Below are 16,374 nucleotides of genomic sequence, written 5' to 3'. Positions count from 1 at the left end.
ATCCGGTTCGTCGCACCGCCCCCACCCCCGCCGCGGGAGCCGGGTCGTCGCCCCCGGACCGGCGCGGGAACCGGTTCGTCTCGGCCGGAACGTCTGGGCCGCAGCAATCGGGGCCCGGCCGTGTGGGTCGGGCCGTGTGGGCCGGGCCGTCTGTACCAGGCCGTCCGGGCCGGGGCGTCTGCGTCGGGGCGTCTGCGTCGGGGCGTCGCGTCCCTCGGTCCTCTTCGGGAGGCCCGCGCGGCGGGGCGTTTCGGGAGTCCGATCCGTCGGTGGGGATAGGGGTTTGGCTATTGCGGTCGGCGAGCCGATCACGGACACTTCCCGCGTGGACAGGGATCGGTTCGCCAGATTCGCGGTGGTCATCGCGACTTTCGTGCTCACCCCTGTGCTGCTCGAAATGCTGGCCTGGTACATCGAGGGCGAGGAGTACAACGTCTCCCGTGCCATCACCGTGATCTCCGTGGTGACGGGGCTGGCCTTGATCGCCCTGATCGCCGGCCGGCTGCGCGGTCGGCTGCCGACCATGCTGGTCACGGCGATGACCGTGACGGCGGCCGGGGGGATCGTGCTGGGGTTCGCGGCCGGGTTCGGGCCGGTTCTGTGGAACGGGCACATGTCCGGCGAGCTGCTCGGCCTGTCGATGATCGGGATCGCCGCGTTCACCTGGCTGACCGGGACATACCTGCTGGTCCTCTTCCGGCGCGGCCTGTACGTGCCGCATCTGGAGGCGACGGCGGGCCCGTCGCCGACCACGACCAAGCGCAAGGTGATCGGCGAGTCGGAGATCCTGATCCGCACCCAGCCGGACATCAGCGCGGCACTGGAGAAGGCGCTCGGGAGCTGTGTCTCCGTGATCGACCAGGACGATCTGCACTTCGTGGCGTTCTTCAGTCCTGGCGGCTGCGCCTTCTACGCCGACGTGCTCGACGACGCCGACCTGCAGCACTTCTTCCACGAGTCGACGCCCGAGGAACGCAGGATCTCCTATCTCAAGCTGGGCCGCCAGCTCGACTGGATCGGACAGCGGCTCGACTCGCACCTCAGGCTGCTGGAGAGCGGAACGGTGATCAGGACCGTCCTGGACGTCGAGCGCGGCGCGCTCTTCCACTACTGGGTCGACCACGGGCGCTACGTCGTGGGCGTCACACTCGACCAGCGCAAGGTCGGCGAGGCCGACGACAAGATGGCCAAGCTCGTCGACATGATCCGCGGCCATTTCACGCTGCCGCCCATCAACCAGCGCAGCCGGCCGGAACCGGGCGGAAGCCTGCGCGCGATCAGGAGAGACCAGGCGTGGCCGGAGTCGGGCTCCTGACCACCGGCGTGCCCGTGCGACGGCACGCTGTCCTCGGACGGACCACCCCGCAGGACACGGGCCGGGAGCCGCGTCCTATCGACCGATGGGGACGATCCGCACGTCGCGGCGTTCCGCAACCTACTCGGCCGCCGACGCCCCAGCCGGTCGCCGATGCCCCAAGCCGGTCGCCGATGCCCCAAGCCGGTCCCCGACGCCCCAGCCGGTCGCCCGGCCGCAGCCGGTCCCCATTGCCCCGGCCGGTCGCCGGGTGGCTATCGGGCGGGCTTGCGCCCCCACGGAAAGCGGCGGCGCCTGCGGGCGGGCTCCACGCGGGCGACGGTGACGCCGCTGAGCTCGCCCACGGTGCCGGACTCCACCGCCGCGAGCGCCGCCAGCACATCTCCCTCGATCACGAACTGCACCGGACCCGCCACGTCCACCACGACCGCGGCCGCCTGCTCCTGGACGGCGGCCCGGCAGACCTGGAGCGCGGTGGCCTGGATGGGCCGGGCGTCCTGACGCCACCTGGCCAGCGCGCCGGCGCCGGTGAACGCGAGCACCGCGTGCCTGCCGTCCTGCCCGACGAGCTTGGGCAGAGCCATCTCGCTCTCCTTCTCCTGCCGGAGCCCGTGCGCGCCGACCTCGGCCTCGGTGAGCAGGGCGACCACGGGGACGAGCAGCCTGGCGCCGCTCAGCGCGGCCAGCACCTCGGCGTCGCCGGCCGTACCGGCCTCGAAGGCGGCCAGAGCCGCGGCGACGGCGGGAGCGGCGCGGCCGTCGTCGTGAGGATCCAGAGGCTGCGGAATGCTCGGCACAACCCCCGAGACTACCCGCGCCCGGATTCGGCCCCCAGTTCGGCATGCGGCGCGCGCACGCCGGCGACGAGGACCGGGGGGAACAGTGATCAGAATCGCCGAGCCGCTCGGCATCCCCGCCGGATCGCACAGCGTGTGACCGTGCCGGTCGCGTTCCGGGTCGGCGAGAAGGACACGGAGCAGGCCTGGGTCGGCATGGTCATCCGCGGATCACTCCGCATAACCCGACCTCTCCATAGCACCAGAGCCGCACGATCGGCATGCAGGTGACATCATGATGCCGATGCGGATCGCGCCTTCCCCTCGACGCGCAACTCGCCGCCATACACCGCGTGCTGGGCACCAACCCGGTGCTGACCGCCGTGCTGCATCAGGCCAGGACCCTCGACCTGCCCGGCTGGTGGGTCGCGGCGGGCGCGATCGTGCAGACCGTTTGGAACCACGTGACCCGGCGCGACCCGGGCTATGGCATCAAAGACTACGACCTGATCTATTACGATTCGTCCGACCTGTCCCGGGAGGCCGAGAACGTAGTGATCAGGGCCGGGCGCCGGGACCCGCCCACCCGCACCTGCCCGGCGCCGGCCACCACACGGTCGGGACCGGCACCCACCACGCGACGAATCCAGCGCCGACCCGCGCGATCGGCACCCTGCGTCAGGACGCGCGATCGGTTCCCTCTGTCAGGCCGCGCGATCGGTCACGGGTCGACCACGGTGAGGGTCAAGAGTACGCCCCGTAACGATGGCCGGCCGGTGAAGGGTCAGCGGGCGTTTCCTGGAGGGCCATCGGCCACGTACGGGGGGTGGCTGAACCAGGCGAAGCCGTAAAGATCGAAAAAGAGCCGGCGATCAGCCGAGCTCGGCGATGGCGGCGACCGGGCCGCCGCCGGACGGCCCCTGGTGGACGGCGGCCACCGAGACGAACACGGCGGGGTCGCCCGTGACAGAGGCCGCCACCCCGCCCACCGTCGCCTTGATCTGCCGGTGCCAGTGCACGTCGGAGTCGTCCAGCATGATGTTGCGGCGGCCCCGCACCCGCCCCGAAGGGTCGGCCTCGCACTTCATGAACACGTTCACCAGCCGCCCGCCGAGGTCGGAAGGATGCGGGCGCTCCGGCAGCGGCAGCCCGGAGTCCCTGATGGCCTCCCAGATGCCGTCGGCGTCGAGGGCGTCCTTCATGACGCTGTGGCCGATGCGGTAGCGGCCGCCGATCCCGCGTACGTTCCCGACGAGGACGATCTGCGCCCGGTCCAGTTCCACGCCGGACGAGCACGAGGCCACCGACGAGTAGAGCGACAGGTCCTTGTGGATCTGGTCGGCGCGCGGCATGTCGATCTCGCCGAGCGCGACGGCGATGCCGAGGGCGGTGGTGGAGTTGGACAGGTCCATGGAGGGGCCGGTCTCCTCGATGGCGGTGTCCTGGCCGCGGCTCTTGGCGTCGGTGATGGTGGCGAGGGTGAGCAGCGGCGTCTTGGTCTGCACGTAGTGGACGTCGCGCGGGTCGTCGATGCCGGCGATCTTCATGGCCTCGCGCACGCCCGCGGCGACCTTCTCCACCATGGCGGGCCTGCCGATGTCCTCGGGGAGGATCACCTCGCTCATCGCCACGCCCACCGACAGCCGCGGCTCCTCGGACGGGGGCGCGTCGGCCGTGGTGGCGAAGACGGTGGCGTGCGGGCTGAGCACCCCGTCGGTGCCGCCCGACCAGACCAGCGGGACGCTCTCCGGCGCCGGGTGCCCGTGCTCGGCGAGCACCTCGCGGAAGGCGCGGTCGGCGAGGATGCGCGTGTAGTCGTTGACGCCGCCGTTGCCCTCGGTCTTGCCGACGACGGCGAGCACCCGGTCGGCCTCGATCACCCCGTCGGCGATGAGCCGTGACAGCCCCGAGGCGTCGGTGACGCTCTCGATGGGCACCTTGCGCACTTCTATCGGGTCCGGCATGCGAAGCCCCTTCTTCCAGTACTTTTCCCCTGCCCTGGCCCCTGTCCTCGCGACGCTAGCCGAGCCGGTCAGCGGGGTTCATGGTCAATGTCTGCCCAGGAACGCCGCGGACGATGTCAACGTGCGCTGAGCGACGGCGGTAGGGTCGCGCCTGTGATTCGCGAAGCGCACGCCAACGGGATCAAGCTCGGTTTCCGGGAGGAAGGCGATCCTTCCGCTCCCGCGCTCCTGCTGATCCACGGGCGCACCGCCGACCACAACGACTGGAACGGCATCACCCAGCACTTCGCCGCCCGCTATCACGTTCTGGCACTCGACCTGCGCGGGCACGGGGCGAGCGACCGTCCGGGCGAATATCCCCTGCCCGCCATGGCCGAGGACGTCGCCGGGCTGCTCGACCACCTGGGCATCGAACGCGCCACGGTGGTGGGGCACTCGCTCGGCGGCATCGTGGCGTACCTTCTCGCCATGAGCCGTCCCGAGCGGGTCGAGCAGCTCGTTCTGGAGGATCCGCCGCAGCCCTACCCTCTGGAGAACCGCGCGCCGCTCGTGGAGGACGGGTCGACGCGGTTCGACTGGCGGATGATGCACGACACCGAGCGGCAGCTGGTCGACCCCGATCCGGCCTGGCGGGAGGGGCTGGCGCGGATCACGGCGCCGACGCTGGTGGTGTCGGGCGGGGCGGCGAGCCCGCTGCGCGCGCAGGATGTGGCGGGGTTGATCCCCGGAGCCGAGCTGGTCACGATCGAGGCCGGCCACCTCGTCCACGTCAACGCGCGCCGCGCGTTCCTGCGCGTGGTGGACGACTTCCTGAACGGGTCGCCGGCGGCTGCCAGATCGTCGAATGCCTGAACCGATCGGCGGCACCTGCAAGATCGTCGAACCGGCTCCCGACTAAACGCACCTGGCCGGGGCAAACGTGACATTGTGCCGAAGATCCGCCAAGGTGGAGAGGTGCGAACGAGGCTCAGCGATCATGTGAAGGACCGGCTGGGCACGTTCGGCCTGATGGCGCCGTCCGTCGCGCAGTGCGCGGTCGGCGCCGCGCTCGCCTGGCTCGCCGCCATCGAGCTGCTCGGCCACCCGCGGCCGATCTTCGCACCGATCTCCGTGCTCATCTGCGTCGGCGTGGGGCTCGGGCAGCGTCTGCGCCGGGTGATCGAGCTGGTCGTCGGGGTCAGCCTGGGTGTCGGCGTGGGCGACCTGCTGGTGTCCTGGATCGGCTCGGGCGCCTGGCAGCTCGCGCTCGTGGTGGCGCTGGCGATGGCCGTGGCGGTGCTGCTCAACAGCGGAGCGCTCTTCGTCGCGCAGGCCGGCTCGTCGGCCGTGCTGGTGGCTACCCTGGTGCCCGGCGAGGACGCGGGCGGCCTGGACCGGATGGCCGACGCGCTCACCGGCGGCGTCATCGGGATCGCGGCGGTCGCGCTGCTGCCCGCCAGCCCGTTCATGATCGCCGCCAAACACCTGTCCGGGGTGCTGGACGCGCTGTCGACGGTGCTGGAGCAGGCCGCTGCGGCGATCGAGAAGCGGGACGTGGAGCTGGCCGCCGAGGCGCTGGAGGAGGCGCGCAACACGCAGGGAGCGGTTGAGGAGTTCGAGGCGGCGCTGGAGACCAGCAAGGAGATCGCCATGATCTCGCCGGTGCACTGGCACCGGCGAGCCCGGCTGGCCCGCTACGAGACCGCGGCCGTGCCGGTGGACCTGGCGCTGCGGAACGCCCGCGTGCTGATCAGGCGCACGCTGGCCTCGCTCGGAGAGGTCAGCCCTCCCCCGGCCGCGCTGGCCGAGGCCATGCGGGAGGTGTCGGAGGCGGCGCTGCTGCTGCAGCTGGAGCTGGGAGCGGGCCGCGAGCCGACGCTGGCGCGGCAGGCCCTGCTCGCCGTCGCGGCCAGGGAACGGCCCGCACAGCTGGGGTTCTCGGCGCACGTCATCATCGCGCAACTGCGTTCGGTGGTGGTCGACCTGCTGCAGGCGACGGGGATGGGGAACGAGGAGGCGACGGCCGCGCTGACCCCGCTGGACGAGCCGAGCGGCGGCAACACCCACCGCCGGTGACCGCCCGTCACGACGGGACGGTGAACGTACGCAGCACGTCGGCGATCTCGTCGGCCTCGGTGAGCTTCCCGGAGGCCACGGCGATGACCAGGTCGTAGGCGCTGTCGTCATCGGTGTCGAGCACAACACCGTTGAACCGCAGAAAGACGTCCGTGACCAGCCACGACAGCCGCTTGTTGCCGTCGATGAGCGGATGGTTGACCGCCAGCGACTGCAACAGGGCGCCCGCCTTGGTGAACAGGTCGGGATAGGCCTCCTGCCCGAACATGGCGGAGCTCGGCCGGTGCACGGCCGAGTCGAGCAGGCCGAGATCCCGCACAGCCAAGACGTCGCCGAGCTCAGCCTCGGCAAGCTCCAGGACCTGCTCCAGAGAGAGGTAACGGGTCATTCGCCGAGCCGATCAAGAACGGTCCGCCAACGCTCCCTGGACTTCGCGCCAAGGCGGCGCACCTCCTCGTCGGCCGCGTGCCGGGCGAGATATTCGTCCACGGCCGCCAGCACGACCTGCTGCATGCTGCGCCCCTCGGCGTCGGCGCGCTTGCGGAGGGCTTCGGTCTGCTGGTCGCTCAGGCGAAGGGTCATGGCCATGCCCCTCATCGTAGGCCGGTGAGTGGTACCACCGCGATACCACAGTCCCCTATTACCCTAAGCGATCACACGATTACGCACGCTTTACGGCCGACGGGCTGCGCCCGGCGGCGCGGGTCAGGCCGACAGGCGCTTGAGCCGGGTCACCGCCTCGTCGATGACCTCGTCCTTCTTGCAGAAGGCGAACCGTACGAAGTGCCGCCCGCGTTCGGGATGGTCGTAGAAGACCTGGGTCGGGATCGCCACCACCCCGGCCAGTCCGGGCAGCCGGCGTGTCAGCTCCAGGCCGTCCCCGAAGCCCAGCGGCCGGATGTCGGTCTGCACGAAATAGGTGCCGGCGGGCTTGAGCACGGAGAAGCCCGCGGCCGTCAGCCCTTCCATGAGCCGGTCACGCTTGTCCTGAAGGCCGGCCCGGAGCGCGGCCACCCACTCCAGCTCGTGCCGCAGCGCGTACGCCACCGCCAGCTGCCACGGGGCGCTCGACGTGAACGTCAGGAACTGCTTGACCGTCTGCACCGCCGTGACCAGGGCGGGCGGCGCGCACACCCAGCCGGTCTTCCAGCCCGTGACCGAGAACGTCTTGCCCGCGGACGAGATCATCACCGTGCGCTCCCGCATGCCGGGCAGCGTGGCGAGGGGGATGTGCTCGACCCCGTCGAAGGCGAGATGCTCGTAGACCTCGTCCGTCACGGCGATCAGCCCGCGCTCCTGGCACAGCTCCGCGATGACGGTCAGCTCTTCCCTGGTGAACACCGTGCCGGTGGGGTTGTGCGGCGAGTTGACCAGGATGGCCCTGGTGCGCGGCGTGACGGCGGCGCGCAGCTCATCGGGGTCGAACGTGAAGCGGCCGGCCTCCGGCCGCATGGTCACGGCCACCAGCCGGGCCTGGGCCAGCGCGATAGAGGCGGCGTAGGAGTCGTAGTAGGGCTCGAACGCGATCACTTCGTCGCCCGGCTCGCACAACGCCAGCACGCTCGCCGCGACCGCCTCGGTGGCGCCCACCGTGACGAGGATCTCGCCTGCCGGGTCGTAGGGGAGCCCGTAGTGGGCCGAGCGGTGCTCGGAGATCGCCTGCCGCAGGTCGAGCACGCCGGGCCCCGGCGGGTACTGGTTGGCGCCCGAGCCGATCGCCTCGACCGCGCGGTCGAGCATCGCGGCGGGCCCGTCAGTGTCGGGGAAGCCCTGGCCGAGGTTGATCGACCCGGTTTGCACGGCCAGCGCGCTCATCTCCGCGAAAATCGTCGTGCCGAAGGCGCGCATCCTGGAAACAAGTGGTTCGGTCACGTGCCCACACTATTAGTCTCGTGCCGTGATCTCTCGGGTCGTGCTCGCCCTCGCCCTCACGGCGCCTCCCGCCATGAACCCGGCTATGAGCCCCACCGTGACCCCTGCCATGACCCCCGGCATGGCCGCGCGGCATCCGTGCCCCGTCGCCATGCCACCGCGCACGACCTGCGGCTTCCTGGAGGTCCCCGAGCGAAGGGACGCTCCCGGGCGGACGGTCAAGGTGGCGTACGCCGTGCGCGTGGCGGGCGCCGGTGACCGCGAAGCGGATCCGGTGGTCTTCATGGGCGGCGGGCCGGGGTCGGCGTCGATGGACACGATGTCCGTGCTGAGCACGATGTTCCCCGACCGCGACGTGGTGACGGCCGAGCAGCGCGGCGGCCGGCACTCCGAGCCCTCGCTGGGCTGCCCGGAGACCGCGCAGGCGCTGCTCGGGCGGTTGCGGCGGCCGGCCCCCGACATGACCGCCGGCACGACCACCGGCATGACCGCCGACGTGGCCGCGGCCGCCGTACGATGCCTCGACCGGCTCCGGGAGGAGGGCGTCGACCTGCGGGGATACCGTACGCGGGAGATCGCGGCCGACGTGGTCGCCCTGCGCGAGGAGCTGGGGTACGACGCGTGGCACCTGTTCGGGGTCGGCTACTCGACCAGGGTCATGCTCGGCGTGGCCGCGGCCGACCCGCGGGGTGTGCGTTCGGTGGTGCTCGACTCGTTCCTTCCCGTGGGCGCCGGCCGCTACGACGGCGCCGATCGCGACCTCGGCGGCGCGCTCGCCAGGCTGGAAGTCGGGGAGCGGTTCGCGGCCGTGCGGGCCAGGCTGAACGCCTCGCCCGCCCGGGTGCCCACGACGGATCCGGTGCTCGGCAGGGCGTTCACGGCCCGGGTGACCGGCGACGACCTGGCGGCGATCATGGCCGGGGCGCTGCGCGGGGCGGACGTGGCCGCGGTGGCGCCCGCGCTGGTCGGCGGGCTCGCCGAGGGGCGTGACGAGCTGCTGCGGCCGCTGGTCGACGCCGCGGGCGAGCGGCTGGCGGCGCGCGTGTGGGGGTTGTATCACGCGGTGCAGTGCCAGGACGAGGTCCCGTTCAACACCTTCAGCCCAAAATCTCGACTTTTCACCATAAATGCGGACAAAGCGGTATGCGATGCTTGGCAGGTGTCCAGGTCAGAGCCCGTGAACGCCACCCCCTCGGCCCCCGTCTACGTCCTGGGCGGCCGATACGACCCCGCCACCCCCGCCGCGACCGCCAGGTCCGCCGCGCAGGCCCTGCCGGACACCCGCTTCGAGGAGTTCGCCGGCGCCTCCCACGCCGTCTTCCTGGCCAGCGCCTGCGCCCGCCAGAAGATCGCCGCGTTCGTGACCGACCCGGCCAGGACGCCGGCAGCGCCCTGCGCGGAAGCCACCGCCCGGCCGGGCGACCTGCACGTCACCGGGGCCCCTTACCTGATCTCCCGATCCCCCTGGCTGGCCGCGCCCTTCGCGGCGTTCGCGCTCGCCTCACTGGTCCAGCTCGTCTCCGGGGCGCTGCGAGGCCGGGCGCCGGCGGCGTTCGGCGGGCTGGCGGGCGTGGCCTTCACCGGGCTCATGGGCCAGTCCGCGCACACCCTGGCCCGCGCGAACGGCTCCGCCCTGGCCGTCGGCGTCCCCGGCACCACGGGCCCGTACACGTGGATCGCGGTGGCGTCGGCCGTGCTGACGGCCGCGGCGCTGCTCCGCGATCGCGGATGGCCCCAGATCGCCGCGACCGTCATCGCCACCGGATTCCTCATATGGTGGTTCACCTGGTTCCTGTGACGCGCATCCGTGAGCTCGACGCTCTCCGCGGCTTCGCGGTGGGCGGGATCATGCTGGTCAACACCTGGCAGCACAGCACGAAGCAGCAGACCGGCCTCGACTGGACCATCGAAGCGCTGTTCCAGAGCCGGTTCTACCCGATCTTCTCGATGCTGTTCGGCATCAGCTTCCTGCTGTTCCTGCGCGGCAACAGCCGGTGGGCGCTGCTGAGCAGGCTGTTCTGGTTGTTCTGCTTCGGGCTCGTGCAGCACACCTTCTACGAGGGCGAGGTGCTGACCGACTACGCCTTCTACGGCGCGGTGGTGCTGTTGCCGGCCTCGTTCCTGGCGCCCGGCCTTCCGGTGCTGGTGCTCGGGCTGGCGGTCGTCGTGTGGGCGGTGGCCGTCGGCGGCGGGTCGCTGCTGATCCCCGGCCTGTTCCTCGTCGGCATGGCGCTGTGGCAGTTGCGGCCGCCCAGGTGGCTGCTGCTGCCGTCGTTCGCGGTCGCCGCGTCGGCCACCGCGTTGCTGACGGCCGCGTGGTCGTCCACGCACGCCTGGAGCACCTACAGCGTGGCCGCGCTGGCGGGCGCGGCGGCGTACTCGCTGGGGCTGCTGCTCGCGCTGCGGCCGTGGTCGGCGGCGGTGCTGGAGCCGCTGGGCCGGATGGCGCTAACCAACTACGTGTCGGGCACCGCGATCATCATGCTGGCGGGCCCGGTGCTCGACACCGACAGGACCCGCTGGTCGGTGGTGGCCTTGGCGGTGGCGACCGTGGCCGCGCAGGTGCTGCTGAGCAGATGGTGGCTGGCGAGGTTCAGGTACGGCCCGCTCGAATGGATCTGGCGGTGCCTCACGTGGTTTCGGCGGGTCCCCAACCGGCTAGAGTCTGGCCGTGACCAGAATCGCCCTCTGCCAGATCCCGGTCTCTCCTGACCCGCCGGCCAACCTCGAAAGAGCGAGGGAGGCGCTCGCCCGAGCCGAGGGCGCAGACCTCGCGATCTTCCCCGAGGCCACGCTCACCCGCTACGGCAGGCGCATCACGAGCTTCGCCGAGCCCCTCGACGGGCCGTTCGTGTCCGGCCTGGCCGAGGCCGCCAAGGAGCACGGGCTCGCGGTGATCGCCGGCGTGTTCGAGCCGGGCGAGCAGCGTGTGCACAACACGGCCGTGGCCATCGACGCCCAGGGCACGGTACGCGCGGCGTACCGGAAGATCCATCTGTTCGACTCGTTCGGCGCGAAGGAGTCCGACCTGGTCGAACCGGGCGCCGAGCCGGTGGTCGTCGAGCTGGCCGGGGTGCGGGTCGGGCTGATCACCTGCTACGACGTCCGCTTCCCCGAGCTGGCCAGGGCGCTGGTCGACCAGGGCGCCGAGCTGTTCGCGGTGATCGCGGCCTGGGGCTCGGGCCCGCTCAAGGAGGACCACTGGGTGACCCTGGTGAGAGCGCGGGCGCTGGAGAACACCATGTGGACCGCGGCCATCGGCCAGGCGCCCAACCCGGCCGAGGCGTCCGACGGCTACGGTGTGGGCCGCAGCATGCTGGTCGACCCGCTGGGCGTGGTGCGCGCCGATCTCGGCACCGCACCGGGTGTGCAGGTCGTGGAGGTCGACCACGAGCAGACCGCGGCCGCCCGCACCACCTTGCCGTGCCTTGAACATCGCGTGCTGCGGGTTCAACAGATCGTAAAGTAGGAGCGTGAGCGGAACGCAGATGCAGAAGGTTGTCCCGCCGCGTCTGCTCGTGCCATATCTGTCGGGCAAGCGCACGGTCATCTCCGGCTACGTCTACCGGGTGCAGGATTGCGTCAGGTTGACCACGCCGGAGGCGCTCTACTACGGGCTCGACCTGTCGTTCGATGGATCGGAGCTGTTCGCCGAAGTGCCCGAGATCTACGTCATGCGCTGGTTCGCCCGCGACATCGACACCTACGCGGTTCCATACGGACCGCACATGGGCGGCGACTGGAGCGACGCCCCGCCGTTCGCCGGCAACGGGTTCACGACCTCGTCGGACCACGTGGTGCCGCAGTTCCACACCGTTCCGATGCCGATCCCGGCCGGGGCGGAGATCATCCGCGTCACCGGTGAGGGCGAGCGGACCTTCGCCCACTACGACGGGCTGACCTGGCGGCCCTCCGCATGAGCGACGAGATCGTGCCGATCGCCGCCGGGTTCGTGGCCCGTTTCGGCGAGCGCACCCTGCCCGCCGCCCTCGGCCCCGACAGCGACCAGGTGGTGGTGTTCAGCGAGACGGAGCTGGAGGGGTTCGAGCCGGCCTCCGGCTACTGGCGGCGGGTCGTGCCCAGGGCGCAGCTGGAGTGGCTGGTGCTGATCCGCACGGTGGGAGCGTTCGGCGGCGAGCCGTGCATCGTGCTCGACGAGGACGACGACGGCCTGCACATCGCCTACACCGGGCACAGCGGGATGAAGGCGGAGGCGCTGGGCTACTGGATGGTCGACCACGGCGCCTACGAGGTCGTGGTGCCCCGCGAGGAGGTCTTCTCGATCCGCGTCGAGCGCATTCCTGTGCCGTAGGCGGGGTCTAACCGGCGGGGGTGCCGAGGCCGCGGTAGCGGGCCTGGCGGGCGGCGAGCCGGTCGGCGGGGGCCGCCCGCAGCAGCTGCGCGATCTCGTGCTCCAGCGCCCGTCCCACCCGTTCGCAGAAGTTTCTCGGTTCGTACGCGGCGTCGGGCACCTCGGGGATGACCCGGTCGACGATGCCGTCGCGGCGCAGGTCGGTGGCGCGGATGTGCTGCGCCTGGGCGATCTCGGGGGCGAAGTCGACCGAACGGTAGAGGATGGCGGAGGCGCCCTCGGGCGGCAGCGGCGACAACCAGGCGTGCTGCGCGCAGAGCACGCGGTCGGCGGGCAGCAGCGCCAGCGCCGCCCCGCCCGCGCCCTCGCCGAGCAGCAGGCACACCGTGGGCGCGTCGAGCATGACCAGCTCGGCCAGGCAGCGGGCGATCTCGGCGGCCAGGCCGCCCTCCTCGGCCGCCTTCGACAGGTCGGCGCCCGCCGTGTCGACGACGGTCACCAGGGGCAGGCCCAGCTCGGCCGCCAGCCGCATGCCGCGCCTGGCCGCGCGGAGCCCGGCCGGGCCCAGCGGCGAGTTGGCGCGCTGGAGCCGCCGGTCCTGGCCGAGCACCACCGCCGGCGCGGTGCCGAACTTGGCCAGCGCCAGCAGCAGCCCGGGTTCGTTCTCGCCCTCGCCGGTGCCGCTGAGCGGGGTCACGTCGGTGGCGGCCAGCTTGAGCAGCGTGCGCACGCCGGGCCGGTCGTCGCGGCGCGAGCGGGTGATCGCCTCCCACGCCTCCACGGGCCGCAGGTCCTCCTCGGGGGGAGCGCCGGCCACGACGGCGGACCTGTCGGCGGCGAGCACGGCGAGCGCCTTGATCGCGACGTCGCGCGCCTCCTCGGCCGACACCACCGCGTCGAGCAGCCCCTTGCGGTGCAGGTTCTCCGAGACCTGCACGCCCTCGGGAAACGGGTAGCCGTGCAGCGACTCGAACACCCTCGGCCCCATGAAGCCGATCAGCGCCTCCGGCTCGGCCGCCGCGACGTGCCCCAGCGACGCCCACGACGCGAAGACCCCGCCGGTCGTCGGATGCCGCAGGTAGACCAGGTAGGGCAGGCCGGCGGCGCGGTGTGCCTGGATCGCGGCGGTGATCTTCACCATCTGGACGAACGCGACCGCGCCCTCCTGCATCCGCGTGCCGCCCGAGGCCGGCGCGGACAACAGCGGCAGCCGCTCGCGCGTGGCCCGCTCGACCGCGTTCACGAACCGCTCGGCCGCCGCCACCCCGATCGAGCCCGCCATGAACGAGAACTCGCAGGCCGCGATGGCGACCCTGCGCCCGTCGAGCCGCCCTTCGCCGGTGATCACGGCCTCGTCGTAGCCGGACTTGACGCGGGCCGCGGCCAGCTCGTCGGCGTAGGAGGAGCCGCGCGGCGCCGGGTCGGCTGGCGGCGCGTCCCACGATGTCCACGAGTCCTTGTCGAGGACCGTGTCGATCAGTGTGCGCGCGTCCGGACGGCTCACTATCACTCCCTAGAAGTCGGACATCCTTGCAATGGTGACGCATGAGAGCGCCGTCCGGTGCCGCGGGTGGCGGATCATCGTTCGCGCGCCTCCAGCCAGGCGAGCACGGCGTCGTTGTCCTCGCCGAGCGCGGGCGGCGCGCTGTGCCCCACCCCGGTCAGCCCGTCGAACCGCAGCGGCGGCCCCGGCAGCTCGATCTTCCCGAGCACCGGGTGCTCCACCTCGACGACCAGGCCCTGAGAGCGGGTCTGCTCCCAGGCGTAGACCTCGTCGATCGACCTGATCGCACCCGCGGGCACTCCGGCCTCGGCCAGCCTGGCCAGCCAGTGGGCGCGGTCGTGGGCGGCCAGGGCCCGCTCCATGTCGGCGATCAGCTCGTCGCGGTGGGCGAACCGCTCCCTGTTGGTGGCGTATCGCGCATCGATGGGATCGATGCCGAGCAGGGCGGCGACCTTCTTCCACTGGCCGTCGTTGGCCGCGGCGATCAGCAACATGCCGTCGGCGCAGCGGAAGGCGCCGTAGGGGGCGATGGAGGCGTGGTGGTTGCCGCCGGCGCCGGGCACCTTGCCGCCGACCGTCCAGGCGGTGCCGTGGTAAGCGTGCACGCCGGTGACGGCGGCCAGCAACGACGTGCGCACGACCCGGCCCTTGCCGGTGCGTTCGCGCTCGTAGAGTGCGCCGGCCACGCCGTAGGCGCCGTGGATGCCGGCCAGCAGGTCGGCGATGGACGCGCCGACGCGGTAGGGCTCGTCGGGTGAGGGGCCGGTCAGCGACATCAGGCCGGCCTCGCCCTGGGCGATCTGGTCGTAGCCGGGGCGGCCGCCTTCCGGGCCGTCGTGGCCGAACCCGGTGATGGACAGGATGACCAGGCGGGGGTTGAGCTCGTGGAGGTGCTCGACGGAGAAGCCGAGGCGGTCGAGCACGCCAGTGCGGAAGTTCTCCACGAGGACGTCGCTCTGGCGGACGAGGCGCTCGATGAGCTCCTTGCCCTCCACGGATTTCATGTCGACGGTGATGGACTGCTTGTTGCGGTTGGCCGCCAGGAAATAGGTCGAGATGTCGTGATCCGGCCCGGCAAACGGCGGTCCCCAGCCCCGGGACTCGTCACCGCCGTCCGGATGCTCGACCTTGATCACTCTGGCGCCCAGGTCACCCAGCATCTGCGCGGCGTGCGGCCCGGCCAGGGCCCTGGAAAGATCGAGCACGACGATGCCGCCGAGGGGTCCGAGCAAGATCAACCTCCTACATGCGATCCAAGGGCGAAAGAACATTCTCTCAGGCGCGGGGCCACTCTCCTCTACCCTGGTCCGATGAATCCGCCGGCCGCTGTCATCGGGAGGCTGCCCCCGTCGTGCGGCCCGGTCCGCCTGGTAGCCGTGGACGGGCCCGCGGGGGCGGGCAAGACGACGTTCGCGCGGCGGCTCTCCGCGGACCTGGGGTGCCAGGTGATCCACAGCGACGACTTCCCCGTGCCGTGGGACGACGGGCCCGGCGGCTGGTTCCACGCGCTGGAATCGCAGGTGATCGACCCGCTGCGACACGGCCGCCCGGGGCGTTTTCGCAGGTACGACTGGGTGCGGGGCGAATACGCCGAGGAGGTGACCGTGCCGGTCGCGCCGGCGCTCGTCATCGAGGGGGTCGGCACGGCCAGGGCCTCGGTGGCGGAGCTGCTGGCGTACACCGTCTGGGTGGAGGCGCCCGAGGCGGTGCGTCTCGCGCGCGTCCTGGAGCGGGACGGACCCGAGCTGGAGCCGCGGTGGCGGACGTGGTTCGCGGCCGAGCGGGAGTGGTTCGCCGAGGACCGGACGCGGCAGCGCGCCGACCTGATCGTCCGGACAGGGTGACGTCAGGGGCCGAGGTGGCCGACGTCGTTGAAGCGGACGAGCTCGAAGCGGCCGCCGCCGGTGCGCCAGACCGACACGGAGGCGTTGAGCACCGGCGCGAACTCCAGCGCGCCCGCGAGCTCCGCGTCGGGGCCGCCGGCGATGACGTGGCGCAGCCCCAGCACCACGGAGTCGTGGGCGACGATCAGCACCCGCCGGCCGCCGGCCCGCCGCGGCAGGTCGGCGAGGAGGTCACGCAGCCGGGCCACGACGTCGCCCAGCGACTCGCCCCCGGGCGGGCGGTAGGCCCAGGCGCCTTCCGCCTCCCGGCGCTCCGGCTCACCGGGGAACCGCTCCTTGATCGCGGCGGGGTTGTAACGGGCGAACTCGCCCGCCTCCTGGTCTCTGAGCCGTTCGTCCACGGTGACGGGGAGCGGGCGGATCCCCCAGGTCGCCTGGGCGATGCTCCACGTGTCGAGAGCGCGCAGATAGGGCGAGCACCACACCAGCTCGGGCGCCTCACCCGCGGGCAGTGCGGACAGCAGCCGCCCGAGGGCGGCGGCCTGCGCCCTGCCCTGCTCCGTCAGCGTCACATCGTCGTCGCCCCGCTCGTAGACCAGCGGCGTGTCGCCGGCCCGCCGGTAGGCGAGGTTGGCTTCGCTCTCTCCGTGCCGGACGGCGATGATCACTGAAAGGCCCACGCCCGCCATCTTGCCACGGAGCCACCGGCAAATTACGGTCGAGACCGTTATT

Annotated in this window: 18 protein-coding genes; 10 read left to right on the top strand and 8 right to left on the bottom strand. The window is 71.9% G+C overall.

Features of this window, described 5'->3' with window-relative positions; genetic code table 11:
• Positions 1-325: 325 nt before the first annotated feature.
• Entirely contained in the window at positions 326-1,315 is a 990-nt protein-coding gene (locus E1294_RS12880) for a hypothetical protein (RefSeq protein WP_132508145.1), read from the top strand.
• Positions 1,316-1,569: 254 nt separating this feature from the next.
• Here the strand turns inward: E1294_RS12880 and E1294_RS12875 are convergent, their stop codons facing one another.
• The gene (locus E1294_RS12875; protein WP_132508143.1) at positions 1,570-2,112 is read right to left on the bottom strand and encodes an SseB family protein; all 543 of its coding nucleotides are present in this window, start codon (positions 2,110-2,112) and stop codon (positions 1,570-1,572) included.
• A gap of 332 nt (positions 2,113-2,444) precedes the next feature.
• On the opposite strand from E1294_RS12875, the gene E1294_RS57990 reads away from it, so the two are divergent.
• Positions 2,445-2,942 (top strand): nucleotidyltransferase family protein, encoded by a 498-nt coding sequence (locus E1294_RS57990; RefSeq protein ID WP_220447701.1) that lies wholly within the window; start codon positions 2,445-2,447, stop codon positions 2,940-2,942.
• 21 nt (positions 2,943-2,963) lie between these two features.
• On the opposite strand, the gene bar is transcribed toward E1294_RS57990, so the two are convergent.
• A complete protein-coding gene (bar, locus tag E1294_RS12865) occupies positions 2,964-4,055 on the bottom strand; it encodes a barbiturase (RefSeq protein ID WP_132508141.1) in 1,092 nt (363 codons plus the stop codon).
• Between the two features lie 153 nt (positions 4,056-4,208).
• Between bar and E1294_RS12860 the strand changes: the two genes are divergently transcribed.
• Both E1294_RS12860 and E1294_RS12855 read left to right on the top strand, forming a co-directional pair.
• Positions 4,209-4,907, top strand: a complete 699-nt coding sequence (locus E1294_RS12860) for an alpha/beta fold hydrolase (RefSeq protein WP_220447700.1) — start codon at positions 4,209-4,211, stop codon at positions 4,905-4,907.
• Positions 4,908-5,009: 102 nt separating this feature from the next.
• A complete protein-coding gene (locus tag E1294_RS12855; protein WP_132508137.1) occupies positions 5,010-6,110 on the top strand; it encodes an FUSC family protein in 1,101 nt (366 codons plus the stop codon).
• A gap of 7 nt (positions 6,111-6,117) precedes the next feature.
• Here E1294_RS12855 and E1294_RS12850 read toward each other — a convergent pair whose 3' ends face one another.
• From E1294_RS12850 to E1294_RS12840, 3 genes are all read right to left on the bottom strand, one after another.
• Positions 6,118-6,498, bottom strand: coding sequence for a type II toxin-antitoxin system death-on-curing family toxin (locus E1294_RS12850; protein ID WP_132508135.1), 381 nt, complete (start codon positions 6,496-6,498; stop codon positions 6,118-6,120).
• Entirely contained in the window at positions 6,495-6,698 is a 204-nt protein-coding gene (locus tag E1294_RS12845; protein ID WP_132508133.1) for a ribbon-helix-helix protein, CopG family, read from the bottom strand. Before E1294_RS12845 ends, E1294_RS12850 begins: the two co-directional genes overlap by 4 nt.
• 117 nt (positions 6,699-6,815) lie before the next feature.
• Complete coding sequence (locus E1294_RS12840; RefSeq protein WP_132508131.1) at positions 6,816-7,982, bottom strand: pyridoxal phosphate-dependent aminotransferase; 1,167 nt, start codon at positions 7,980-7,982, stop codon at positions 6,816-6,818.
• 25 nt (positions 7,983-8,007) lie between these two features.
• Here E1294_RS12840 and E1294_RS12835 point away from each other — a divergent pair, with 25 nt between their 5' ends.
• Genes E1294_RS12835 through E1294_RS12815 form a run of 5 tightly spaced genes read left to right on the top strand, consistent with a single transcriptional unit; the run spans position 8,008 to position 12,294 of the window.
• A complete protein-coding gene (locus E1294_RS12835; protein WP_132508129.1) occupies positions 8,008-9,780 on the top strand; it encodes an alpha/beta hydrolase in 1,773 nt (590 codons plus the stop codon).
• Positions 9,777-10,694 carry a DUF418 domain-containing protein gene (locus tag E1294_RS12830; protein WP_165977254.1) on the top strand — a complete coding sequence of 306 codons (918 nt, stop codon included), beginning with the start codon at positions 9,777-9,779 and terminating at the stop codon, positions 10,692-10,694. The genes E1294_RS12835 and E1294_RS12830 overlap by 4 nt, the downstream gene beginning before the upstream one ends.
• On the top strand, positions 10,654-11,451 hold the full coding sequence (locus E1294_RS12825) for a carbon-nitrogen hydrolase family protein (protein ID WP_132508125.1): 798 nt from the start codon (positions 10,654-10,656) through the stop codon (positions 11,449-11,451). Before E1294_RS12830 ends, E1294_RS12825 begins: the two co-directional genes overlap by 41 nt.
• Before the next feature lie 4 nt (positions 11,452-11,455).
• Positions 11,456-11,902, top strand: coding sequence for a hypothetical protein (locus E1294_RS12820; protein WP_246082978.1), 447 nt, complete (start codon positions 11,456-11,458; stop codon positions 11,900-11,902).
• Positions 11,899-12,294: a hypothetical protein gene (locus E1294_RS12815; RefSeq protein ID WP_132508123.1), complete on the top strand. Its 396-nt coding sequence runs from the start codon at positions 11,899-11,901 to the stop codon at positions 12,292-12,294. Before E1294_RS12820 ends, E1294_RS12815 begins: the two co-directional genes overlap by 4 nt.
• 7 nt (positions 12,295-12,301) lie before the next feature.
• Here E1294_RS12815 and E1294_RS12810 read toward each other — a convergent pair whose 3' ends face one another.
• Together E1294_RS12810 and E1294_RS12805 are read right to left on the bottom strand one after the other, a co-directional pair.
• Positions 12,302-13,798, bottom strand: coding sequence for a carboxyl transferase domain-containing protein (locus tag E1294_RS12810; protein ID WP_132508121.1), 1,497 nt, complete (start codon positions 13,796-13,798; stop codon positions 12,302-12,304).
• 74 nt (positions 13,799-13,872) lie between these two features.
• The gene (locus E1294_RS12805; protein WP_165977253.1) at positions 13,873-15,069 is read right to left on the bottom strand and encodes a CaiB/BaiF CoA transferase family protein; all 1,197 of its coding nucleotides are present in this window, start codon (positions 15,067-15,069) and stop codon (positions 13,873-13,875) included.
• Positions 15,070-15,108: 39 nt separating this feature from the next.
• On the opposite strand from E1294_RS12805, the gene E1294_RS12800 reads away from it, so the two are divergent.
• Positions 15,109-15,642 (top strand): uridine kinase family protein, encoded by a 534-nt coding sequence (locus tag E1294_RS12800; RefSeq protein WP_132508117.1) that lies wholly within the window; start codon positions 15,109-15,111, stop codon positions 15,640-15,642.
• A 2-nt stretch (positions 15,643-15,644) separates the two neighbouring features.
• Here the strand turns inward: E1294_RS12800 and E1294_RS12795 are convergent, their stop codons facing one another.
• Positions 15,645-16,322, bottom strand: coding sequence for a histidine phosphatase family protein (locus E1294_RS12795; RefSeq protein WP_220447699.1), 678 nt, complete (start codon positions 16,320-16,322; stop codon positions 15,645-15,647).
• Between the last annotated feature and the right edge of the window lie 52 nt (positions 16,323-16,374).

This window comes from Nonomuraea diastatica (assembly GCF_004349015.1).
GTDB classification, from domain to species: domain Bacteria; phylum Actinomycetota; class Actinomycetes; order Streptosporangiales; family Streptosporangiaceae; genus Nonomuraea; species Nonomuraea diastatica.
This window is presented reverse-complemented; position numbering and strand designations above follow the sequence as displayed.

Coding starts and splice junctions, on each gene's coding strand:
- E1294_RS12845 (WP_132508133.1), bottom strand. CDS start 6,698: ATGGCCATGACCCTTCGCCTGAGCGACCAGCAGACCGAAGCCCTCCGC.
- E1294_RS12800 (WP_132508117.1), top strand. CDS start 15,109: ATGAATCCGCCGGCCGCTGTCATCGGGAGGCTGCCCCCGTCGTGCGGC.
- E1294_RS12815 (WP_132508123.1), top strand. CDS start 11,899: ATGAGCGACGAGATCGTGCCGATCGCCGCCGGGTTCGTGGCCCGTTTC.
- E1294_RS12805 (WP_165977253.1), bottom strand. CDS start 15,069: ATGTTCTTTCGCCCTTGGATCGCATGTAGGAGGTTGATCTTGCTCGGA.
- bar (WP_132508141.1), bottom strand. CDS start 4,055: ATGCCGGACCCGATAGAAGTGCGCAAGGTGCCCATCGAGAGCGTCACC.
- E1294_RS12850 (WP_132508135.1), bottom strand. CDS start 6,498: ATGACCCGTTACCTCTCTCTGGAGCAGGTCCTGGAGCTTGCCGAGGCT.